Source organism: Cryomorpha ignava (assembly GCF_010686655.1).
Classification (GTDB): Bacteria; Bacteroidota; Bacteroidia; order Flavobacteriales_D; family Cryomorphaceae; genus Cryomorpha; species Cryomorpha ignava.
Map to the genome: position 1 here is coordinate 28,707 of NZ_JAAGVY010000024.1, position 23,314 is coordinate 52,020.

Here is a 23,314-nt window from a genome sequence, read left to right on the forward strand (position 1 = left end):
TATGGAGATTTGGGATAAGTCGTTGGTGCAAAGTTAATCTTATGCCAAGTATTTTCTAATTTTGGCACTTAGCCGGACTAAAGGAATAAACATGAAAAGAGATACAAAGGTTTTTGAAATAATTGCGCTGGAGAAAAAGCGACAAACGGAAGGTATAGAATTAATCGCGTCAGAAAATTTTGTTAGCGAACAGGTTATGGAGGCCATGGGCTCTGTAATGACTAATAAGTACGCAGAAGGTCTTCCAGGCAAGCGGTATTATGGCGGTTGCGAATTTGTGGACATGACCGAAAATCTTGCGATTGACAGATTAAAAGAACTCTTTGGTGCTGAATGGGCAAATGTTCAACCACATAGCGGCGCGCAGGCCAATGCAGCAGTAATGCTGGCAATTTTGCAACCGGGAGATAAAATTATGGGATTTGACCTTAGCCACGGCGGGCATCTTACCCACGGTTCTCCGGTTAACTTTTCAGGAAAACTTTACCGACCGGTTTTTTATGGAGTAGAAAAAGAAACAGGCAGAATTGACTATGATAAACTTGAGCAGAAAGCGATAGACGAAAAACCGAAACTTTTAATTTGTGGTGCATCGGCATATTCTCGTGATTGGGATTATGAGCGTTTGCGCAGCATTGCCGATAAAATAGATGCCTTTTTGATGGCCGATATCGCCCACCCTGCGGGATTGATAGCAACCGGATTACTGAATGATCCTATGCCACACTGCCATATTGTAACCTCTACTACCCACAAAACCCTTCGTGGACCACGTGGTGGAATTATTATGATGGGCAAAGATTTCGACAATCCATTTGGGCTTAAAACACCAAAAGGAGCCGTGCGCAAAATGTCGTCGCTATTAGACTCCGGCGTGTTCCCTGGTACGCAAGGCGGGCCGCTTGAGCATGTTATTGCTTCTAAAGCAATTGCATTTGGCGAAGCCCTTACTGACGAGTATAAAACCTATATGAAACAAGTAGTTGCCAACGCCCGCAAAATGGCGCAAGCATTTATGGATCGCGGCTTCGAAGTAATAAGCGGTGGAACGGATAACCACAGTATGCTCATTGACCTACGGTCTAAAAACATTACCGGAAAGGAGGCTGAAAATGCACTGATACTTACAGACATTACGGTAAATAAAAACATGGTTCCATTTGATGATAAATCGCCTTTTGTAACCAGCGGAATGCGCATTGGCACACCGGCTATTACCACTCGTGGGCTTAAAGAAGAACACATGGAAGCCATAGTACAACTGATAGATGATACGCTTACGAACAGAGATAATCCGGATAAAATTGAAGAGATTAAAGCTAAAGTTCATCAAATGATGAGTAAGTACCCGCTTTTCGCATAATTATTCATTGAATAAAAAAACTAAGATTTTGACAAAAATTACAGCAAATAATCCAGATAGAAAATCGTGGATACAAATAGGTAAAGACAGTGATTTCCCAATTCAAAATATTCCCTTCGGAATCTACAGCGACAAGGGCACCAGCCCAAGAACCTGTGTAGCTATTGGAAATAAAATAGCCGATTTATACGAATTGGCTAACCGCGGCTACTTAGATGATCTCGGCATTACAGCCGATGACTTTAAGAAGCCCGAACTGAATGATTTGATGAAATCGGGAAAAATGGGTATGCGGAAATTGAGAAATAGATTGGCTGACTTATTCGATACAAATACACCCGACTTACAAAGCAAAGAATCTGATATTTCTGCGATATTAAAACCTCAGCGATCGGTAACAATGCATTTACCGGTTCGAGTTGGCGATTATACCGACTTCTATTCAAGTATAGAGCACGCTACCAATATTGGAACCATGTTTCGGGATCCAAAAAATGCCTTATTGCCCAACTGGCGTCATATTCCGGTGGCTTATCACGGCCGCAGCTCGTCTATTGTGCCAAGTGGTGTTGCTATCCATCGCCCAAAAGGGCAAACCAGACCCAACCCGGAAGAGCCACCCGTTTTTGGCCCTACAAAAAGATTGGACTTTGAGCTGGAATTGGCTTTCGTTACATTTGACGGTAAACCCATGGGTGACAGTATTTCTACTGAAGAAGCAGATGATTATATCTTTGGAATGGTTTTGTTTAACGACTGGTCTGCACGCGATATTCAAAAATGGGAATATGTGCCACTGGGACCGTTCTTAGCCAAGAATTTTGCCTCTTCCGTTTCTCCGTGGATAGTCACTTTGGATGCTCTGGAACCGTACCGCACATTAGGTCCTGCCCAAAATCCGGAAGTGCTGCCATATCTTGAATTTGAAGGCGAAAAGAACATTGATATTAATCTGGAGGTAGCTATTGATACCGGAAGCGGAGAAGAAACTGCTATTTGCTTTTCAAACTATAAATATTTGTACTGGACATTAAATCAGCAGTTGGCTCACCATACTGTAAATGGATGCAATATTCGCGGAGGCGACATGATGGCTTCGGGAACAATATCGGGCAGCAAGCCTACAAGTTTTGGTTCTATGCTTGAGCTATCATGGAGTGGCAGCAAGCCAATAAAACTGGCCGACGGAACCCAAAGAACGTTTGTGAACGATGGCGACACGGTAATTATGCGCGGCCATGCAATGGGCAATGGTGTTAAAATAGGATTTGGAGAAGTACGAACAAAAGTATTGCCAGCTAAATAAGAATAGCGTAGTTTTAGTTCGTCTAACAAAATACATGGATTTAGAAATTGATTTAGAACAAGAAAAGAAAGAAATTCTTTCGCGTTATCGCGGATTACTGCGGGTGATAAAGAATGCCAAATCGCCTCAAGATAAGCGAGATATTCGCAAGGCATTTGATGTAGCGCTTGAGGCTCATAAGGATATGCGTCGAAAAACCGGCGAGCCTTACATTTATCATCCCATTGCTGTAGCGCGTATTGTTGCTGAAGAAATTGGCCTGGGTCCTACTGCCATTGTTGCTGCTCTTTTGCACGACACGGTAGAAGATACGGATATAAGCCTGGCCGATATTGACCATTTATTTGGGCCAAAAGTTAAATCTATTATAGACGGGCTTACTAAAATAGCCGACGTTTTTGACCATACCGCCAGCATTCAGGCAGAGAATTTTAAGAAAATGCTGCTCACCCTTTCGGATGATGTGAGGGTAATATTAATAAAGCTTGCTGATAGGCTACATAATATGCGCACGCTCGAATCTATGCGGCGCGACAAGCAGCTTAAGATTGCCAGCGAAACTTTATTTATGTATGCCCCATTGGCACACAGGCTTGGGCTTTATTCTATAAAAACGGAGCTGGAAGACCTTTCTTTGAAATATACCGAGCCTGAAGAGTATGCAGACATTGCTGTAAAACTAAAGAAAGGGCAGGCAGTAAGAACCAGGTTTATCAATCGGTTTACGTTGCCCATAAGGCGAAAGCTGGATGAAACCGGTTTTAAGTATGAGATTAAAAGCCGCACAAAATCAATATACAGCATTTGGAACAAAATTCATAAGAAGGATATTCCATTTGAAGAAATCTACGACCTTTTTGCTATTCGGATTATCCTTGACACCAAACCAGAGAATGAAAAAGCCGAAAGTTGGAAGGTATATTCTATTGTAACTGATTTTTATCAGCCAAACCCTGACAGGTTGCGCGACTGGATATCGACACCAAAGACTAATGGCTACGAGTCGCTGCACACCACTGTAATGAGCCCAACCGGAAAATGGGTTGAGATTCAAATACGAACCCAGCGCATGGACGAGGTGGCCGAGATGGGATACGCCGCACACTGGAAATACAAGGGCAAGCAAGATGGCGATTCAAGTCTGGATCAATGGCTGGCAAGGATTCGTGATATGCTGGAATCTGCAAGTAGCGGTGCTATAGATTTTATAGATGACTTTAAACTCAATCTATTCAGCGACGAGATTTTTGTGTTTACGCCCGACGGCGAATTAAAAAGCCTTCCTAAAGGAGCTACTGCGCTCGATTTTGCTTTTGAAATTCACAGCCAGGTTGGCGAGTCGTGCATTGGTGCCAAAGTTAACCAGCGACTTGTACCTCTTAGCCATCAGTTAAAAAGTGGCGACCAGATTGAAATTCTGACTTCTAAGAAACAGAAAGCGAAAGAAGATTGGCTTAGTTATGTGGTAACTGGTAAAGCCAAATCTAAAATTAAAACAGCTTTAAAAGAGGAGCAGAAAAAAGTAGCCAGCATCGGTAAAGAGATGGTGCAAAGGAAGTTTAAAAGCATGGGTGCTGAATTTAACAGCAAAAATGTAGCCGAGTTGGAACAGTATTTTAAATACAAAAATACGCTGGACTTATACCAGGATATAGCTTCGGGCAAAATTTCGCTCAAAAAAATAAAAAGTCAGGTTGTTGAAAACGGTGAATTATCTTTCACAAACAAAAAACCTGTGGTTGCAGAACCCGAATCGAAATCCACAAAATCAACTTCAAAAATTCCCGGAGATACACTTTTTATAGGCGATGATGAAAAAGACGTTCCTTACAAAATCGCACCTTGCTGCAACCCCATTCCCGGAGACGATGTTTTTGGATTTGTAACGATTAACGACGGGATCAAAATACACCGAATGAATTGCCCCAATGCTGTTCAACTCCGCTCTAACTATGCATACCGCGTAATAAAAGCCAAATGGCAGAGTCAAAAAGACAAAGAGTTTTTGGCCAATGTGTTGTTTAAGGGAATTGACGATGTGGGTTTGGTTAGCAATATTACACAGGCTATTTCAACCGACTTAAATGTAAACATGAAGTCGATTAGTTTTGAAAGCAACGATGGCGTTTTTGATGGCCGAATTTCTGTGTATGTTTACGACAAAGACCATTTGAACAATCTTATGAGGCGTCTACGCAATGTAGAAGGCGTGCTAACAGTGGAGCGTGGGGAGCTTTATGGCGAAAAAGATAAAGGAATGTAAATGATTGATAGATCATTAGAAATACGTTACTTTTGTAGGCTTAATTAGATACTGTATCAAGGTTGGAATTACAAGAAAAAGTAAAGCAGATATTCTCGGCTTATCTGGAGCAAAATGGCCACCGGAAAACTCCCGAACGATTTGCAATACTCAATGAAATTTATGTTTACAACGGTCATTTCGATATAGAGTCGCTCTATATTAAAATGAAAAACAAAAATTATCGTGTAAGCCGGGCCACCCTCTACAATACCATAGATTTATTGCTTGCCTGCAACCTGGTACGCAAGCATCAATTTGGGAAAAATCTGGCGCAGTTTGAAAAATCGCATGAATTTAAGCAACATGACCACATCATTTGCACAGATACCGGCGAAGTGCTCGAGTTTTGCGATCCTAGGATTGAGACAATCAAAAAAACAATTGAAGAAGTATTTAACGTTAAAGTAATGCACCATAGCTTGTACTTTTACGCTGTGAAGAACAGCGAAGAGACAGCACCACAACCCCAAAACTAACTATCAGGTATGGCATTTTCGTACGAACTCAAAAAGAAAGACAATCTCGCACTTCTCGCTATGGAAGGCAGACTGGTTGATAAAGTTGAAGCAATTGAAATCAGCGTAGAAATTGATGAAGAACTGGCATCTGGTACGCATAGATTTATTATTGATTTGAGCAAACTGGAGTATATGAACAGCACCGGGCTGAATATACTGATCAATATCATGAACAAAACCAGAAACGAAGGTGGCGAATCAATCATTATTGGTGCAGCCCCAAGAATAGCATCTCTTTTTGCAGTTACAAAGCTCGACTCTGTGTTTAAAATGAAGAAAACCATGGAAGAAGCTACTGCATATTTTGCCGAACAGGAGTAAATCAAAAACATGAGCACTAAAGTTGACGTACTTCTCGGCCTGCAATGGGGCGACGAAGGGAAAGGAAAAATTGTGGATGTTCTTACGCCGCATTACGATATTATAGCGCGCTTTCAGGGCGGGCCAAATGCAGGCCATACGCTCGAATTTAATGGCATTAAGCATGTTTTGCACACTATTCCTTCCGGGATATTTCACACTGACAAACAAAACATTGTTGGCAATGGAGTGGTAATAGATCCTATAATCTTTAAACGCGAAATAGATGCGCTTGAGAAAATGGGTGTTGATGTAACAAGTCATCTTTTTATTTCGCGAAAAGCGCACCTTATACTACCCACTCATTGCGTTCTTGACTCGGCAAATGAGGCTGAAAAAGGAATAAAAAAAATTGGATCTACCCTAAAAGGTATTGGGCCAACTTATATGGACAAGACCGGCAGAAACGGATTGCGTGTAGGTGATCTTTTTTTGGAAGATTTTGAAACCAGATACAACAACCTAAAAGCCAAGCACGAGCATCTTTTAAAGAATTTCGATTTTGAATATGATATATCTGCGCAGGAAGCCAACTGGTTTGAAGGCGTAAAGAAAATAAAAGAACTCACCATAATTGATTCAGAGCAATACATTAATAATGCGATGAATAACGGCGAGAAAGTACTTGCGGAAGGTGCGCAGGGAAGCTTGCTTGATATAGATTTCGGAAGCTATCCTTTTGTTACCTCTTCCAATACTGTAGCCGCCGGTGCATGTACAGGTTTGGGTGTAGCCCCCAATAAAATAGGCGAAGTAATAGGGATTTTTAAGGCTTACTGCACACGTGTAGGAAGCGGCCCCTTCCCTACCGAGCTTTTTGATCAAACAGGAGACGTTTTACGTAAAGAAGGGAATGAATTTGGTGCAACAACAGGCCGACCGCGCCGTTGCGGATGGATTGATCTCCCGGCTTTAAAGTACGCCATAATGATAAATGGTGTAACCCAACTCAATATGATGAAAGCTGATGTGCTCTCTATCTTTGATGAGATAAAAGTCTGTACTCATTACGATTATGAAGGCGAACAACTTGACTATTTGCCATACGATTTGGATACAGACAAGCTAAAACCTGTCTATGAATCTGTACCGGGATGGAAAGTTGACCTTACCAAACTAGATACCGAAGAATCTTTTCCGAAAGAATTGAGCGATTACATCAGTTATCTGGAAAGACATCTGGATACTCCTATTACCATTGTATCGCTTGGTCCCGACAGAAAGCAAACCATTTTGCGAAAACCGGTGGCAGTTTAAATCTGGCATTACTTTTGACCTGAGCCACTCAATGAAATTAATGCGCCTTTTTTTTAGCCTTTTTTTATTGATGGGAAGTCTCGGTGCCCTGTACTCTCAAACAAACAAGATAGAGCTACTCGGCGCGAATAGTCTTAAATTTGACAAAAGCCTTGGTTTAGATGCGCAACGCCTTTTAGGCAATGTACGCTTTAAGCATAAAGGCGCACTGATGTATTGTGATAGCGCCTATCTTTACAACTCAAGCAATAGCCTTGATGCCTTTGGAAATGTTCGTGTGGTTCAAGGAGATACGTTAACCCTATTAAGCGACAAGCTGTACTACAACGGAAATACGCAGTTTGTAAAAGTGCGCGATCATGTAACACTGAATGATCAGGACATGAAGCTCACTACAAATACGCTCGACTATGATAGAAAAACGGGTAGAGCCGTATTTTTTGATCGGGGAATTATTACATCAACCCAAAACGAAAATGAACTTGTGAGCTGCGAAGGAATTTACGATTCAAACAATTCTTTTTTCTACTTCAGAGACAGCGTAGTGCTCGAAAATCCGAGATACCGGATGGAAACCGACACTTTAAACTACGGTAATATAAGTGAGATAGCCTATTTTAAGGGCCCTACCTTTATTTATTCAGATGAAAATATCATCTATTGCGAAAATGGATGGTATGATACTAAGGTAGATATTTCTCAATTTAATGAAAATGCCTACTTGAATAATGGGCAACAGGTGCTAAGCGGCGACAGTCTTTGGTACTCACGGAATGAGGGAATAGGTAAAGCATATGAAAATGTGTCTATAATTGATACCACAGAGCGTGTAAACATTTTCGGAGACTACGGAGAGTACTTTGAGCTGCTTGGAAAAACGTTGATTACAGGCCGCGCTGAACTCATGCAATACGATGAGGTCGACTCCTTATTTATGCATGGAGATACTTTGCTGGCTGTTTCAGATTCAATATCAGGCGATAAGATATACGCCTATAACAATGTAAAATTTTATAGAAAAGACATGCAGGGTGCTGCCGACTCGGTGATTTTTGCGCAAAGCGACAGTTTGATACACATGTATAAGAATCCAGTTCTCTGGTCAGAAAATCTGCAAATTACCGGCGATACCATTCAGATAAAATCGGTGGAAGGTGCCATCGAAAATTTGTACGTTTTTGAACACGCATTTATGGTCAATAAGATTGATTCTGTGATGTACAACCAAATAAAAGGCAAGCGGCTTACCGGTTATTTTAGAGACAATGATTTGTACAAAGTTTTGATAAGAGGAAACGGGCAATCGCTTTATTACGCTGCTGAGGAGAAAAAAGTAAAAGTAAGCGCCAAGGAAGCGAATAAGGTTTTGCCTTCCGATAGTTCGCGAATAGACTCAGCGGTAGTTATACATCCTGCCGATACCACAATAGCCGAAGAATTCACAACCGTAAAAGATACGACAGCAGTTGCTGACACCGTTATTTCAGCAGATTCTATAGGAAAATCAAATCTATCTGCTGAAACAGACTCGGTATTTATCAGGGAACAAACCTATATTGGAGTTAATAAAGCTATTTGCAGCAATATCGCTATTTATCTGACCAACAATAAGGTGCAACGCATTGTTTTTCTCAATAAACCAGACGGAGTTTTCTACCCATTGGAAAAATTCCCGAGAGACGAATATTTTTATGATGGTTTTTCCTGGCAAGAATATCGTCGGCCTTTAAAGCGGTCAGATATTTTTCTAAAAGAAGAGCCGGAGATATTGGAAGCCGATACTCCTAAAGAAATAAACAATATTTTATCAGAGTAGCTATTGGAAGAATTGATCTCTTTCTCCAAAATTACCTTTGTTTTCAAACTTCAAATCTTTTAAAATGGAAGATTTGATATTGAGTGTCATCATATAGCTCCTTCGTTCACCAAAAGGAATAACCCGTGCGCTAAACTCCCAGCAATTTAAGTCGACGGTCATATATATAGTTGTAGGAGTCAGCTCTTTATTAACAAAGTCATATCCCGAATTAAACCGAAACGAAACCCGGTTAAACACTTTAAAATCGCCCGAAAACTGAAGCGACTGAATAATATTTATTGAATCAACTAAGGCGAAACCTTCAGCAAGTGGCACGATTGCACGACCTCTGTTTGCAGACAATTTATAGCCAAAATTCAAATGCCACGGCACAGTAAACTCATCAAAAAAACCTTTTGGCCTTTCCACTATAGGGTTTGCAGTTATACTTTCTAAATCTCCGTCACCTTCCGCACCAGCTTCCGGCACAATGGTGTTTCCTGTTTTATTCCGGCCGTACATCTCACTTCCAAAACCTGATCCGTCTAAAGCGATTTGACCTGATTCAAATGAGGCAAGGGTGCCTGAACTTTCACGCAGAAAAACATCTACTCTTCTAATAGACCCTTCATCTGTTGCCACATAGGTATATGGCTCAAAAGCACCGCTAAAATTAATATTAGCGTACTTGGTTATTTTGGTTCGTCCGGAGACCCTGATTGTAGATAATTTCATTGAATCTGCAGCAAAATTATAACTTCCGTTAAAGGCAATATTCTCAATTATCGGCACTTTTTTAAACTTGCTTGTCGTATCGCGACGGGTTAAAACCTTTGCTTCTAAATTATTGACAAGAGAAAAATTTAATGATTCACTTCGGGGTGAACCTGAAAAGGAATAAACGCTATTGGCATAAGGCGAATAGCGTGTTAGCGTTCCGTTATCACCATAAAACCCGTAAATATTCGGATCGAATTCCGGGTTTACCGAATAGCTCAGAGCAGGAGTTAAGGTGTGGCGGATAGCTTTTAAAGATCCGGTTCTGAAACTATACATTCCATATAGCTTGGTGCTAACAGAGGTACCGAAACTGTAATTGTAATTTCTGTCAAACCCACTAATTGTATCAGGTTCGTATCCGGGAAGCTCATCATTAAATGCTCTTCCATACGTTTTAAAATACCACCGCTCGGTATAGCGGAATGAAGGTGTAAAAGTGAATGGCCCTGCATTTAATGGCATCGAAGCACCAGCATTGTGTTGAATACCATTTTTAAATTGTTTTTCAAGCTCCGGCCAATTATTTACGGACAGTTCAGATTCCTTTACAGAAAGCTCGTTTCTAAAATTGGCGGAATAGGTAATACCGAGTTTTTCGTAAAACTGCTGCTTGGGATTGTCGTTAAAAAGCCCATCTAATGGCATTGTTCTGGCCCGATCTAAGGAAATTTCAGGTAGTGTAAACTTATATATTTCGGTTTGCGAATTTTGCTGATGACCAGCTTGCACTGTAAAAAACCAAGGCGAATCATAAAAGCTTTTGTTGTATGAAATGCTCGATTGGAAAGTATTCGTGAGATAATTTTCTTGTGATGCATTGAGATCATTTCGGAAATTGGAGGTACTTCCTGCATTTACAGATGCGGCAAAATTAGAATTCGGTCGCGCTTTCATGTCCTGTTTGTGATTCCAATTAACAAAGAAGGAGTTTGTTTCAGAATAATTATTCAAATCTCTATCACCAAGCACTTGTTTGTTGTACTGCACTCCAAAGCCGCCTGTGAATTTATAGCGTTTTTGATATCGGGTAAGGTTTTCGAGACCCCAGCTACCACGAGAATAGATATCGCCCAAAATCTTCGTGTCCACATAATCACTAATCGGGAGGTAAAAGCCAAGGTCGTTTAAGAAATATCCTTTAGTTCCGCCATTTCCATAGCTAGGTACGATTAAGCCAGCCTGTCGATCTTCAGAATTTGGAAAAAAGCCAAATGGAAACACGAGCGGTGTAGGAATTTTGCCCAAAGCGAGATATCCCGGCCCGGTAACAATCTGCTTATCCTTAATAATTTTTAATTTGCCGATTTTAAATCTGGTCTTCGCATTTGGATCTTCACAAGGGCAGTATTCTCCTTTTCGGATGTAAACTACATTGTTGTTGTCAACCGTTTTAACTCTTTCGCCAGTAAGAGTACCTTCTATAATTTCTGTTTGAACCTGCCTGACATAGGCCTTTTTCGATTTAAAATTATAATCCATTTCATTGGATACGAACTCTGAAGTGCCCTGTTTAAAATTTGGAAGATTCACCCAATTGTCAGCCGTATCGCGCACCCCTTCAGCATGCACAGTAAACGATTCGAAATCGTAAACTATTCTCGCAGCGGTAAGTGTTATATCTTCATACTGAATTTTGGCATTTCCGTAGAGATATACCTTTTTATTAATTACATCATTGTCAATAGAATCAGAGGCGCTGTAATTTATTTTGCTTGATATTACAGAATTACTTTCGGCTGGTTTTACCTGTAAAGTATCACCTTCAAGGGTTTGTGTTAACGTATCTGTAGCCACAACAGTAGTATCATTTACCAAATTCGGCACGGTATCTGTTTTCACAGAATCTACATTGGTTTGTGCCATAGATCGATTTGACCCGATTATGAACATCAGTCCAAGGATAAAAACTAACTTTGTCGTGTGACGATTTGGTGCGATATGCCTAACTTTACTTATGATTTTCTGTACATTTAAAATCGTCCAAAACTACGTAAATACCTAATTAAACATGGACGTAAAAATCCAATTATCTAAATGGTCTAAAAAAAGACCGCAATTTATCATCGCAATAATCCTTTTTTCAGGGATTATTCTGATAGCATCTACCGTGCCAAAAAAAACCAGCAAAGGTGTAATAACCCGCGTAGTTATAGATGCAGGGCATGGTGGAAAAGATCCCGGAAATCTGGGAACCGGTCGCAATAAAGTGACCGAAAAAACAATTGCACTTAATGTATCTTTAAAAGTGGGTGCTTACATAAAAGAGGCCTTTCCCGATGTAGAAGTTTATTACACGCGCGACGACGATACTTTTATTCCGCTTCACGAACGCACCAAATTTGCAAATACAAAAGATGCTGATCTGTTCATTTCTATTCATTGCGATGCTTTTACGAGAGAATCTGCCAAGGGAACAGGCACTTACGTAATGGGAGCGGCCAAAACAGAAGCCAATTTAAGAATGGCGCAGAAAGAGAATAAAGCCATGTTGCTGGAAGAAAATCTTGATGAGAACTACGGAGGATTTGACCCAAATTCGCCGGAAGGCTTAATAGAACTTAGCCTACGCCAAAATGCCCACATACATCAAAGTTTAAAATTTGCCAAGGAAGTGCAAGATCAAATGCGCGATCGGGTCGGTCGGATAGACAGAGGTGTGCGTCAGGCTCCGTACTGGGTTATTTCGTTTACCACAATGCCTAGTGTTTTAGTCGAGCTGGGGTTTTTGACCAATAAAGAAGAAGAAGACTTTTTGATTAGCGATCAAGGCCAAGACTACACTGCATCTGCTATTTACAGAGCTTTTAAAACGTATAAAACCACTATGGAAATATTGGATGAAGCGCAGCCTGAAAAGGTAGAAAACGACAAATCAAAAGAGGCGATTCAACCCAATTCTGAAACAAATACGCCAAAAGGTGTTATATTTAAAGTTCAGCTATTATCTTCATCGGCTAAGGTGGAATTAAAACCTGGGAACTTCAAAGGACTTGAAAACGTAATAGAGTATGAAGATAACGGAATGTATAAATATCTTTACGGCTCAACAAGTACTTATGAAGGAGCTAAGAACCTCCAGAAAGGTGCGCGGCAAAGTGGGTACAAAGGAGCATTTGTAGTAGCTTTTGATGAACACAATAACCGGATAGCTTTGGAAAAAGCCTTAAAATTGACAAATTAAAACAAAAATCGAATCTGTGAAAGTTCGCAAGGAAACGAAAATAGGAATTGTAGTTATTGTAGCCATTGCACTTCTTTTCATTGGCTTTAACTATTTAAAAGGCGTTTATATTTTTGATAAATCACGCACTTTCTACGGTATTTACAACAAGGTAAACGGTCTTGAAAAATCTAATCCTGTGGTGCTGAATGGCTTCAAAGTAGGCCAGATAAAGAATATTGAAATCATTCAGGACGGATCAGGTAATCTATTGGTTACCTTATCTGTTAACAAAGAATTTGATATCCCTAAAGATTCAAAAGCACTGCTAAGAGCGGCCGATTTACTTGGATCTATGCAAGTACAATTGGTGATGGGGAATAGTTCGGTACTTGCACAATCGGGAGATACGCTAACGCCGGATATTGAACAAGACCTGGTAGAAGGTGTAAATGAGCAACTCAAACCTATTAAAAGAAAAGCCGAAGGGCTTATTTCATCTGTTGACTCTGTAATTAGGGTTATAGAAGTTATTTTAAATCCACAATCTCAAAACAATCTGGTACAGAGCTTTAAAGGTATAAATGATGCAATAGCAAGCCTGCAGCGCACCTCTTTTAGAATTGATACCCTTGTGCAGGAAGAGAAAATACGGATTGGTGAAATTTTAGAGAATATCAACAGCCTTTCTGTTGTTTTGGCTGAGAATGGAGGCGAACTGAACAACATCATCAAAAACTTTTCGCAGATTAGCGACACATTGGCCAAAGCCAAAATATCAGAGACTTTGCTAAATGCAAATCTGGCATTGACTACCGTAAACGATATGGTTGAAAAGATCAACAATGGCGAGGGATCACTTGGGATGTTGATCAACAATCCTGAACTGTACAACAAACTTGAGTCGGCTTCTGCCAACCTTGATTTGCTTATGGAAGATATTCGAATCAATCCAAGTCGCTACGTACAGTTCTCGGTGTTCGGCCGAAAAAACAAGAGTATAGAACTTACAAAATCGGAACTTGAACAGCTGAAAGAATATGTAAAAGACAGCGAAAACAACAAGTAAATTATGGGTATTTCTAATATTATTTTCATCGTGATCTTAATTGCTCTGGCAGGACTTTTCGCTTTTCAGGTCAGCAAAATCCGCCGGAATATTTTACTTGGAAAGGATGTAGATCGGAGCGATAGAAAAGGTGAAAGATTTGCCATGATGGCGCGGGTAGCCTTGGGTCAATCTAAAATGGTAGTGCGACCACTCGCCGGTATTATGCACATTTTCATTTATGTTGGCTTTGTTATTATCAACCTTGAAGTTCTTGAAATTATTATTGATGGAATTTTCGGTACGCATCGTATTTTCGCATTTCTCGGTGGTTTTTATGACATCCTTATTGGAAGTTTTGAAATATTAGCCATACTTGTTCTTCTCGCTTGTGTGGTCTTTCTTGTCCGAAGAAATATTGGACGAATCAAGCGCCTTCATGCCCGTGAAATGACGAGCTGGCCAAAGAATGATGCCAACTTAATCCTCATTATTGAAATTTTATTGATGACTGCTTTCCTAAGTATGAATGGAGCTGACTATGTGCTTCAGCAAAAAGGCGCAGAGCACTATGTACAGGCGGGAGCATACCCTGTTAGCAGTCTTTTGCTTCCCGTTTTTGGTGACTTATCCATTTCAACACTTATTGGCATTGAGCGGGGTGCATGGTGGTTTCACATCATTGGTATTCTACTGTTTTTAAATTACTTACCTATATCAAAGCATTTCCATATTTTATTGGCTTTTCCGAATGTTTACTACGCCAAGCTCATACCAAAAGGCGAGTTTACCAATTTGTCTAATGTTACCGATGAGGTAAACTTAATGATGGATCCGGAAGCAGATCCTTATGCGGCGCCTCCCGAACCGGAAGAAGGTGCAGTACCAGAAAAATTTGGCGCTAAGGATGTTCAGGATTTACATTGGAAAAATTTGATGGATGCCTATTCGTGCACTGAATGTGGAAGATGTACATCTGTTTGTCCGGCAAATATCACCGGAAAGCTCCTTTCGCCAAGAAAAATCATGATGGATACCCGCGACAGACTTGCGGAAGTGGGCAAAAATATTGATCAGCATGGCAAAGATCACAATGATGGAAAATCGCTTCTTTACGATTACATAACCCCAGAAGAACTTTGGGCTTGCACTACCTGCAATGCTTGCGTAGATGCTTGTCCTGTGAACATTGACCCATTGGAAATTATTGTCGATTTGCGTCGCTATATGCTAATGGAAGACGCTAAATCGCCAACCGAATGGAACTCTATGAACACGAATATTGAAAATAACGGAGCCCCTTGGGCATTTCCTGCCACCGACCGATTAAAATGGGCCGAGGAGAATTAAAAAAGAACAAATAATGAGTGAATATATTAAAGTTCCAACCATGGCCGAAATGGCTGCTGCCGGCGAAATGCCGGAAGTACTTTTTTGGGTTGGCTGCTCGGGAAGTTTTGACGATCGGGCAAAAAAGATTACCAAGGCGATTGTCAAAATCCTACATGCGGCCGATGTGAAATTTGCTGTTTTAGGTACTGAAGAGAGCTGCACCGGCGATCCTGCCAAGCGCGCCGGAAATGAGTTTTTATTTCAAATGCAAGCCATGATGAATATTCAGGTGCTCGACGGATATGGAATTAAGAATCTCATAACAGGCTGCCCACATTGCTTTAACACCATAAAAAATGAATACCCGGGTCTTGGTGGTAATTATAAAATACAGCACCACAGCCAATTTATACAAGGGCTTATAAATGAAGGGAAGCTCACCATACAAGGTGGCGGAGTATTTAAAGGAAAGCGTATTACTTTTCACGATCCGTGTTATTTGGGTCGCGGAAATAATGTGTATGACGCTCCGCGTTCGCTTATAGAAAAGCTTGATGCCGAGCTCGTTGAAATGAAGCGCTGCAAAAGCAAAGGACTTTGTTGTGGAGCAGGTGGCGCACAAATGTGGAAGGAAGCAGAACCGGGAAACAAAGAAGTAAATGTAGAACGTACCGAAGAAGCATTGGGAGTAAAACCAAATATTATTGCCACTGGTTGCCCGTTTTGCAATACGATGATGACAGATGGTGTAAAGAATTTTAATAAAGAAGACGAGACGCAGGTAATGGATGTTGCCGAGCTTATCGCTCAAGCAAATGATTTATAATGTTAAGCACAAAGACTGTAGAAATAAAAATTAAGGAGCGTATTAGTCCAAACGCAAAAGTATGGATTTACCAGGCTTCAAAACCATTTACCGAAAGTGAAGCCGCAAAAATTGATGATACGTGCACTACTTTCGTTGAAAAATGGTCTGCTCATGGCAATAACCTAATCGCAGATTGTCAACTATTTTTTAATCAGTTTATCTGTTTATTTGTAGACGAAACTGGGTTTTCCGCTTCGGGCTGCTCAATAGACAGCTCTGTTCACTTCATCAAATCATTAGAGAAAGAGTACAGCGTTTCGCTTTTAAATCGCACTGACGTGGCATACATCAGTGAAAATGGAGAAGTGAAAATAATTGACATGCACGGCCTTAAAGATGCTTTCGAAGCAGGTGAAATATCCAACAAAACACTGGTTTTCAATAATCTGATTCGCACCCGAGAAGAAATGGATAACAACTGGCTTATTCCTATTTCGGAGAGCTGGCAAAGCCGTTTGATCGATTAAATCGGAAGGAGATCAATATTTTTTTGTGCGATTAACTCTCGTGTATCCAGATTAAAGCATAGCAGCTTTCCGTAACCATCTACGCGTGAGCGAATGCAACCATTATCAAGGTTGATTATTTTTGCTCCTTCTTCAATTTCTTGACTAATAGACTCGTAATTGGTTGGCACGTGTCCGTGAATGACCATTTTGCCTTTCAGCCGTTTTTCGTTATAGCAAAAGCTTCGTACCCATATCATGTCTTTCCATGCTTCAAAAGGGTTTTTGAGATTGGTATCAAAACCGGCGTGAACCAAAAAAGCAATATCTGTTTCGTAGTAAAACGGTAAATTCCCGAAAAATTTATCGACATCGCTGTTGAGCCTTCCGTCACTATCAATTAAATGAGACGCGTATTGGCGGGAAGCAAACGAAAAAAGCTTTCGGGCATTCTCGCGGTTAAAATTCAGAAAAAGCTGTTCGTGATTCCCACGTAGCGGAAACACTTGGTATCCTCTATCGAGTAATTGCCAGATTTTGTCGAGCACCAGATAAGAATAAGGTCCCCGATCTATCATATCGCCGATAATAAAAAGCTGATCGTGTTTCTTTAGATCGACAGCATCGAGCAATTTCACAAACGTTTGATAGCACCCGTGAATATCGGTAATTACCAATCTTCTTCCCGATGCTGGTTTAGGTACAAAGAACGATTTTCTTCGCTTGTCGAGCGGATCGATAAGGTTGATATTCAGTCGATCAATGGCTCTTTCACTTCGGCTTTTCAAGATTATTTACTCTTTGAAATGCAAATCTATATAATCCAGAACTTTAGTCATAAGGTGCACCCTATCTTTTCCACGAACATTGTGTTCATGATTTGGATAAGTGAAAAAATCAACCTGCTTTCCGTTGGTAACAAACTGCTGCAGTAGCGTGTAGCTATGTTGCGGCACTACTACATTGTCATCTAACCCATGAATAAGAAGCAAATCACCTTCCAGTTGATCTGCGTAATTTTTCAAATCGGCAATTTTATATCCTTCGGGGTTTTGCTCCGGTGTATCCATATAGCGCTCGCCATACATAATTTCATACATGCGCCAGTCTGTAACCGGTCCGCCGGCAACACCTATTTTAAAAACTCCCGGGTGGCGCAGCATAAGCGAAGTAGTCATAAATCCTCCAAAGCTCCAGCCGTGAACCGCCATTTTATCGGCATCGACGTAAGGCAAAGTTTTTAAATACTCCACTCCTTTCAACTGGTCTTCCATTTCAACCGTTCCAAGGTTTCTAAAAACGGCCTGTTCAAATTTCATCCCTCTGTTTCCACTTCCTCGATTGTCAACAGTAAAGACTATATAACCTCGATTTGCAGCCTCATACATCCATACATTTGCTCCGCCCTTATAGTCGTTTCTAACCATTTGAGCATGTGGCCCGCCATATACATAAACGATGACAGGATATTTTTTTGAAGCATCAAAATCATAAGGCTTTATCAATCGTCCCTGAAGTTTTGTACCATCAGCAGCAGTAATAATCGGGAATTCCATTTCACCAATTTTGTAATCCTCAAGCGGATTTTCGGCAGATAACGGAGTAGAAATCACCTTGCCGTTTACGTCGACTATTGTAACCTTATTTCCATATTCAGGAGAAGATAAAGCCACCATGAGATTATCTCCTTTGTCCATCGTAACCTGATATGAGCCCTTTTCGGCGGTGAGCTTTTTCATCTTACCAGATTTTACGCTTGCGGCATATATTGCGCGATCTATCAGACCTTCTACTGCGGTTACGATTATGGTTTTTCCATCGGTTGTTTGGCCATTGATTTCCAAAACATCAAAATTGCCTTTAGTGACTTGCTTTAAGAGTTTGCCATCGGCGGTGTATGAGTAGATATGATTAAATCCATCACGCTCGCTCATCCATAAAAATTCTTTGCCGTCGCCCTTAGGGAAATAAGGCGGCTGCTCGGGTTCTACGTATTTCGCATCAATTTCGGTAAACAATGTTTTTTCAAAATCGCCTGTGGCCGCATTGTACACATTGAGTTTCATTTCATTCTGATTGCGGTTAATTTCTGCGAGATATGCCTTTTTTCCGTCAGGCGAGAATGTGAAATTGGTAAGGTAATGATCAAGCGGTTCACCGGTTTTCAGATAAACCAGTTCTTCGCTTCCCACCACAAAAATCCCTGTTTTCGCATGGTGGCTTTTTTGACCGGCCATTGGGTATTTTATCAGGTTAACTTCAGCCGGTATGGGTGTATAATTTGCCAATGGATAATCGGTTACCATACTTTCGTCCATTTCGTAGAAGCCGAGCGATTTTCCATCTTCCGACCAAAAAAGTCCGTTTGTAATTCCGAACTCTGATCGGTGAATGGCAACGCCTGCGCTTATTTCAGATTCTTTGCTGTGGTTGGTAACCTGAATGGCTGAATCTGCAGAAGTTGCAATAAACACATTGTTTTCTAAGGTGTAAGCCATATAACCCGATGCAGAAGAAAACTCAATGTTTTCGGCTTTTGCCGGAATGTGCATATACATTTTGGCAGTCAAATCTTCTGTATTCACACTTACTAAATCACCACCACAACGAATCAAAAAAGTATTGGCATCAAGCCAGGCATAAGGCCTTACACTTTTTATTGAGTCCACCTTCAATTTCGTCAATTGTGGATTTAAATCTGAAGCAATAATAGTTCTAACTGTATCGCCAGCAGTATTTCTTATCATAAGCTCGCCATCGTCACCGATTGTGGCAAAATTTGTTGGAGAAATCCACTCAACTCCCTTTAATCGATCCGGATACAAAGATCTATACTCCTGCGAAACAGCAGTTTCCAGATCAAGCGTTTTAAGTTCCTGAGCTTGAATTGAGAAAGAGAAAACAAGGAATATTACCGCAATGAAATGCTTCAACATATTTAAAATTTTGCCCAAATATAGAGGTAATTGGCAAAAGCCAGAAATAAGAGTCATCTATTGAATCGCTATGGAGTCATCGAAGCCTATTACTAAATCACGGTGTATAATCAACAGGTACTTCCATCCGTGTTTGATTCCCATCATTATCGAGCACTTTTACCAGCAGCAATCCCGGAAATTTTGTTTCGTAATCGGGTAAAATCGTATCGGTATTTAAAGCCAAATCCCATGATGTAAGCGAATCGGGAATATCATGAGTCAGCATTTTTATCCGCTCGTCGTTTGTTGATCGCAAATCGAAGGTTACTTCTTTTAGCTGGACATTATCTATTAGCAATCCCGTAAAGCGCAGGCTATCCTGACCGCTCATGTATATCACGTCTTCAACGATTGGTGGATCTGTTTGAAAATCAATTATATTAGGAGCAAATCCGGGCTGATTAATAGTAAAATAGAGAATGGAATCTTTGGTACCATTGCCTCTCAAATCGGCTCCTTGGGTAACTATTTGATAATAACCCGAGCGAGCCGTATCGGGAATCACAAATGAAAATGACCCCTCATAGGTTTGTCCGGAAATATCTCTGACTTGTAAATCTTTCCAGTCGCCAAAACTTTTCGCAAAAGCGGGCGAAATACGCACTCTCACTTGATCAAGATTTTCATTATCTGACAATGCCACCGTAATTTTCACTACATCAGGTGGCCGAAAAGAGTCGCTATTTAGATCTAGCGACTCAATTACCGGGGCTCTCTCATCTTTTTCAACTTTGGTACAAGCCAGAAACAGAATCGCAAGACCAAGAAGCACAGCTTTAAATTTCATGCCCGAAAAGTACAAAATCGCGCCGTATTACTCAGGCTGAATTTCCAGCTGAAATGTAACTTCTATATCGGTCTCGCCGCCGGCATTGGTAATGTCGCCCGTGGCAACTCCTGCCCCACCTTTATTTGGAGAATGACGTAAAACAATTGTCACCGTTTCGCCTTGATTTGTTAGCCCCAACACATTCCAGATTGAAGAAATCCCAAGTGGATTCCCATTGCTGTCGATTTCTTGTGGATCGTAAGAAATGTTCACGACCTCACCAGCTTCGGTATTGGGAAGGTAGAAAAATTGGTGCATATCTGCCTCTTCCAAAATCTCCGGATTGATTTGTTCCACATCATTGGGATTTGAAGAATCCAGAACTTCTACATGCGCCAAGTACTGCCCATTTTCTCCTGTATATTTCAATGTAATCGGCGTCACCGTAGGGGAAATTCCACCGGGGCCATCCGGATCAGAAAAAACCGCAAATGTTGTATCATTTGTTACCGGATTGATAAGCGTAATATTCAGAACCGTTATCAATTCAGCTTCATTTTCAATTTGCGGATTGTCATCATCATTGCCCTCACAGGCAAAAACCACAGGGATTGCGAATATTATAAGAGCTTTTGAAATAATTTTTGAGTTTTTCATTTGATTTAGAATTTTAAAGGTTTAAAAATTATATTGATATCTAAGTGTAAAATTTAAGCCGAGTTGATCTGCATAGTATCGGAAGAGATCGAGGTAATTTCTGTAGGTTTTGTTCAGCGTATTATCCACAGTTAAGGAAATAAAATTCCTCTTTATTGCGAATCCCGCCTGAATATTCAATAGAAAATACCCATCTGGCGCTGGGGCAAAATCAAAACTGGAGGGCAATTCCGCATCGGTGTTTTGGTTTAAAAACAAATCGGCCGGAAGCACTTGAGGAGCGCGGTATTGCTCCATGGTATAGCTTCCTTTTACGGCAATAAACGGATTTTCAATTTTGCGCCATTTTCTGAAATTGTATTTGGCTTCCGCCGAAAATTGCTGTGGAGGAACTCCGTTTAACTTGCTGTTTTGACTTATATTTTGAGCATAAATCATGCTGGCCGCAAGGTTGATATCAAACCTTTTAAAATTTGTGGAATAATCTAAATCAACACCAGCAAAAACCGCATTGGCTTGCTTGTAATCCATTCTTGGGAATGCGCCGCGTATGGTAAGCTCAATAGATTCGGGATTGAGATAGATGAAATTGCGGATATAATTCAGGTAAGGCGAGAGGTTGAATTGATGTTTCTGCCAGTTTTTCACGAATACGAGCGAAGCATTGTAAGAGCGCTCCTGCGAAAGTGTAGAGTCGCCTTGTTCAATTACTCCTACACCATGATGCAACCCCGAACTAAAAAGTTCATTTACTCCAGGAGCCCGCCAATGGGAAGAGATTTCGTATTTGATCGACGCATTTTCAAATTGCTGAACCGCCGAAACTGCACCAGCAAAACCTTTAAAATTTTGGTTAATCGGATTCTCGGGGCTGCCATAAGGCGCATAAATATCTGAATTGTAGAAATCATATCGCAAACCGGCATTGAGCTTTATTCCCGGAAGGGTATAAGACTGAACAAGGAATAACCCCACTTGATAATTCTCATAATCTGGAATAAAACTCCTTCCCGAAAAGGTATTGGTTCTGGCAATTCCGGCTATGCCCATTTTCCCTTCCAGCCTTTCTTTGCGGTACGAAAAGGTAATATCTCCCTGATGAGTGAGCAGCCTGTAGCTTAGTTGTGGCCTGGCCAGCTCTTCTTGCGATGGATTTATTCCTGTATGTGCATCAAATTCCTGCCGTGAATTAAACTGTCTTGAATATTTCGCCGCAAGACTTGATGATCTTCCTGTTATCAAGCGCATTTCAGCCTTAAAAAGTTCGTGGTCTATTACCTGCCGCGGACGATTTATGTCATAGCTAAAATCGAGTGTATCTGGTTGACGGCCACCGCCAAGCACTTCAAGTAAATCGGTAAGATTTCCGAGGTGCGAAAAGCGGTAAATCCCAACTTCCTGATTGAATTTGCTGTAGAACGTATTTAAAACCAAGTTTTTAGTTTTATAGCCGAGCGCATAAGAATAGTTGTACTCTTCGGTTCCGGTATTAGACAAAACAACATCAGGAGTTTCAACATCTCCAAGTTTTTTCAGAGATCCCTGAAACTGATAATAAAGCGGAAGTTTCTTTGCAAGCCTACCACCCAGTGATAAGGCTGCGGAACCGCCTCGACCATTAGTTGAAAGGCTCGACTGGAAATCTCCGTGCAGCGAATCAGATGCAAAAACGCTTTCAGATTCTATTTTAATTATTCCTCCTATGGCGTCTGGCGCATAGGCCAATCCTTCTACTCCATCGAGCAATTCTACCTGATTTATTAAGTAAGAATCAATTTCTGGAGCATGTTCTGCACCCCAATATTGTCCTTCTTGACGCACACCGTTGTTAAAGATTAAAAGCCGATTGCTGTGCAAACCGCGATATATGGGTTTCGATATGGTATTTCCCGATTGAAGCACGCGAATTCCGGGCATTTCCTTCATCCTATCGGCGAGTTGCAAACCCGTAGATTCACGCATTTCCAATTTCGACAACTGGATATTTCTGTCTGCCGATATACGCTCTGCACCTGCTACAATTTCAAATTCTTTTAAAAAGTGATCGGAATGATCCATGTAATAATTTAAAATCGTGTCGGAATGGAGGATAAATGTTTTGGACTCCGGTGCGCAACCAATATGTGAGAGTTTAAGGGTGATTCTTCCGGCACAGAGATTTGCCAATTGATAAGCTCCAAGGCTATCGGCGACTGTTCCCTCACCAGTACCATTAATCTGAATAGTAGCATACGGCAATCCGGTTCCGGAATTGGAATCGAGAATACGACCGTAAATTTTTATATCGCAATTTTCTTGCTGTGCAGAAATCTGCGTTGCAGCGAGCAAAAGCCCGATTAGGGGCAAATAAAATTTCATGAATACTGATG

The 23,314-nt window shown here is 40.9% G+C and carries 18 protein-coding genes; 12 read left to right on the plus strand and 6 right to left on the minus strand.

Translation table 11 applies throughout. From position 1 onward, the window contains the following. Nucleotides 1-91 precede the first annotated feature (91 nt). The 7 genes from glyA to G3O08_RS12605 all read left to right on the plus strand — a co-directional run bounded on the left by glyA (nucleotide 92) and on the right by G3O08_RS12605 (nucleotide 8,925). Nucleotides 92-1,363 (plus strand): serine hydroxymethyltransferase, encoded by a 1,272-nt coding sequence (gene glyA / locus G3O08_RS12575; RefSeq protein ID WP_163285733.1) that lies wholly within the window; start codon nucleotides 92-94, stop codon nucleotides 1,361-1,363. 28 nt (nucleotides 1,364-1,391) lie between these two features. Beyond that, nucleotides 1,392-2,669 carry a fumarylacetoacetase gene (gene fahA, locus G3O08_RS12580; RefSeq protein ID WP_163285734.1) on the plus strand — a complete coding sequence of 426 codons (1,278 nt, stop codon included), beginning with the start codon at nucleotides 1,392-1,394 and terminating at the stop codon, nucleotides 2,667-2,669. A 34-nt stretch (nucleotides 2,670-2,703) separates the two neighbouring features. Next, on the plus strand, nucleotides 2,704-4,932 hold the full coding sequence (locus tag G3O08_RS12585) for a RelA/SpoT family protein (protein WP_163285735.1): 2,229 nt from the start codon (nucleotides 2,704-2,706) through the stop codon (nucleotides 4,930-4,932). Between the two features lie 62 nt (nucleotides 4,933-4,994). Next, entirely contained in the window at nucleotides 4,995-5,450 is a 456-nt protein-coding gene (locus G3O08_RS12590; RefSeq protein WP_163285736.1) for a Fur family transcriptional regulator, read from the plus strand. 9 nt (nucleotides 5,451-5,459) lie between these two features. Beyond that, nucleotides 5,460-5,813, plus strand: coding sequence for an STAS domain-containing protein (locus tag G3O08_RS12595; protein WP_163285737.1), 354 nt, complete (start codon nucleotides 5,460-5,462; stop codon nucleotides 5,811-5,813). Nucleotides 5,814-5,822: 9 nt separating this feature from the next. Further along, nucleotides 5,823-7,109, plus strand: coding sequence for an adenylosuccinate synthase (locus G3O08_RS12600; RefSeq protein WP_163285738.1), 1,287 nt, complete (start codon nucleotides 5,823-5,825; stop codon nucleotides 7,107-7,109). Nucleotides 7,110-7,140: 31 nt separating this feature from the next. Further along, nucleotides 7,141-8,925 carry an OstA-like protein gene (locus tag G3O08_RS12605; protein ID WP_204336869.1) on the plus strand — a complete coding sequence of 595 codons (1,785 nt, stop codon included), beginning with the start codon at nucleotides 7,141-7,143 and terminating at the stop codon, nucleotides 8,923-8,925. On the opposite strand, the gene G3O08_RS12610 is transcribed toward G3O08_RS12605, so the two are convergent. After that, entirely contained in the window at nucleotides 8,926-11,550 is a 2,625-nt protein-coding gene (locus G3O08_RS12610; protein ID WP_163285740.1) for a putative LPS assembly protein LptD, read from the minus strand. 145 nt (nucleotides 11,551-11,695) lie between these two features. On the opposite strand from G3O08_RS12610, the gene G3O08_RS12615 reads away from it, so the two are divergent. From G3O08_RS12615 to G3O08_RS12635, 5 genes are read left to right on the plus strand one after another with little or no spacing between them, the layout of a single operon-like run. Further along, nucleotides 11,696-12,868 carry an N-acetylmuramoyl-L-alanine amidase family protein gene (locus tag G3O08_RS12615; protein ID WP_163285741.1) on the plus strand — a complete coding sequence of 391 codons (1,173 nt, stop codon included), beginning with the start codon at nucleotides 11,696-11,698 and terminating at the stop codon, nucleotides 12,866-12,868. Between the two features lie 16 nt (nucleotides 12,869-12,884). Next, nucleotides 12,885-13,916 carry an MlaD family protein gene (locus G3O08_RS12620; protein WP_163285742.1) on the plus strand — a complete coding sequence of 344 codons (1,032 nt, stop codon included), beginning with the start codon at nucleotides 12,885-12,887 and terminating at the stop codon, nucleotides 13,914-13,916. Continuing rightward, nucleotides 13,917-15,245, plus strand: a complete 1,329-nt coding sequence (locus G3O08_RS12625) for a 4Fe-4S dicluster domain-containing protein (RefSeq protein ID WP_163285768.1) — start codon at nucleotides 13,917-13,919, stop codon at nucleotides 15,243-15,245. Nucleotides 15,246-15,258: 13 nt separating this feature from the next. After that, a complete protein-coding gene (locus G3O08_RS12630) occupies nucleotides 15,259-16,053 on the plus strand; it encodes a (Fe-S)-binding protein (protein ID WP_163285743.1) in 795 nt (264 codons plus the stop codon). Further along, nucleotides 16,053-16,562 carry an ABC transporter ATPase gene (locus G3O08_RS12635; RefSeq protein ID WP_163285744.1) on the plus strand — a complete coding sequence of 170 codons (510 nt, stop codon included), beginning with the start codon at nucleotides 16,053-16,055 and terminating at the stop codon, nucleotides 16,560-16,562. Before G3O08_RS12630 ends, G3O08_RS12635 begins: the two co-directional genes overlap by 1 nt. On the opposite strand, the gene G3O08_RS12640 is transcribed toward G3O08_RS12635, so the two are convergent. From G3O08_RS12640 to G3O08_RS12660, 5 genes are all read right to left on the minus strand, one after another. Beyond that, complete coding sequence (locus G3O08_RS12640) at nucleotides 16,559-17,329, minus strand: metallophosphoesterase family protein (protein WP_163285745.1); 771 nt, start codon at nucleotides 17,327-17,329, stop codon at nucleotides 16,559-16,561. The genes G3O08_RS12635 and G3O08_RS12640 overlap by 4 nt on opposite strands. A gap of 6 nt (nucleotides 17,330-17,335) precedes the next feature. Beyond that, nucleotides 17,336-19,477: a S9 family peptidase gene (locus G3O08_RS12645; protein ID WP_163285746.1), complete on the minus strand. Its 2,142-nt coding sequence runs from the start codon at nucleotides 19,475-19,477 to the stop codon at nucleotides 17,336-17,338. 97 nt (nucleotides 19,478-19,574) lie between these two features. Further along, complete coding sequence (locus tag G3O08_RS12650) at nucleotides 19,575-20,306, minus strand: hypothetical protein (RefSeq protein WP_163285747.1); 732 nt, start codon at nucleotides 20,304-20,306, stop codon at nucleotides 19,575-19,577. Between the two features lie 27 nt (nucleotides 20,307-20,333). Next, complete coding sequence (locus tag G3O08_RS12655) at nucleotides 20,334-20,945, minus strand: type 1 periplasmic binding fold superfamily protein (RefSeq protein WP_163285748.1); 612 nt, start codon at nucleotides 20,943-20,945, stop codon at nucleotides 20,334-20,336. A 21-nt stretch (nucleotides 20,946-20,966) separates the two neighbouring features. Then, complete coding sequence (locus tag G3O08_RS12660) at nucleotides 20,967-23,303, minus strand: TonB-dependent receptor (RefSeq protein ID WP_163285749.1); 2,337 nt, start codon at nucleotides 23,301-23,303, stop codon at nucleotides 20,967-20,969. Nucleotides 23,304-23,314 lie beyond the last annotated feature (11 nt).

Coding starts and splice junctions, on each gene's coding strand:
- G3O08_RS12615 (WP_163285741.1), top strand. CDS start 11,696: ATGGACGTAAAAATCCAATTATCTAAATGGTCTAAAAAAAGACCGCAA.
- G3O08_RS12585 (WP_163285735.1), top strand. CDS start 2,704: ATGGATTTAGAAATTGATTTAGAACAAGAAAAGAAAGAAATTCTTTCG.
- G3O08_RS12660 (WP_163285749.1), bottom strand. CDS start 23,303: ATGAAATTTTATTTGCCCCTAATCGGGCTTTTGCTCGCTGCAACGCAG.
- G3O08_RS12605 (WP_204336869.1), top strand. CDS start 7,141: ATGAAATTAATGCGCCTTTTTTTTAGCCTTTTTTTATTGATGGGAAGT.
- G3O08_RS12650 (WP_163285747.1), bottom strand. CDS start 20,306: ATGAAATTTAAAGCTGTGCTTCTTGGTCTTGCGATTCTGTTTCTGGCT.
- G3O08_RS12655 (WP_163285748.1), bottom strand. CDS start 20,945: ATGAAAAACTCAAAAATTATTTCAAAAGCTCTTATAATATTCGCAATC.
- G3O08_RS12630 (WP_163285743.1), top strand. CDS start 15,259: ATGAGTGAATATATTAAAGTTCCAACCATGGCCGAAATGGCTGCTGCC.
- G3O08_RS12600 (WP_163285738.1), top strand. CDS start 5,823: ATGAGCACTAAAGTTGACGTACTTCTCGGCCTGCAATGGGGCGACGAA.
- glyA (WP_163285733.1), top strand. CDS start 92: ATGAAAAGAGATACAAAGGTTTTTGAAATAATTGCGCTGGAGAAAAAG.
- G3O08_RS12645 (WP_163285746.1), bottom strand. CDS start 19,477: ATGTTGAAGCATTTCATTGCGGTAATATTCCTTGTTTTCTCTTTCTCA.
- G3O08_RS12610 (WP_163285740.1), bottom strand. CDS start 11,550: ATGGCACAAACCAATGTAGATTCTGTGAAAACAGATACCGTGCCGAAT.
- G3O08_RS12635 (WP_163285744.1), top strand. CDS start 16,053: ATGTTAAGCACAAAGACTGTAGAAATAAAAATTAAGGAGCGTATTAGT.
- G3O08_RS12595 (WP_163285737.1), top strand. CDS start 5,460: ATGGCATTTTCGTACGAACTCAAAAAGAAAGACAATCTCGCACTTCTC.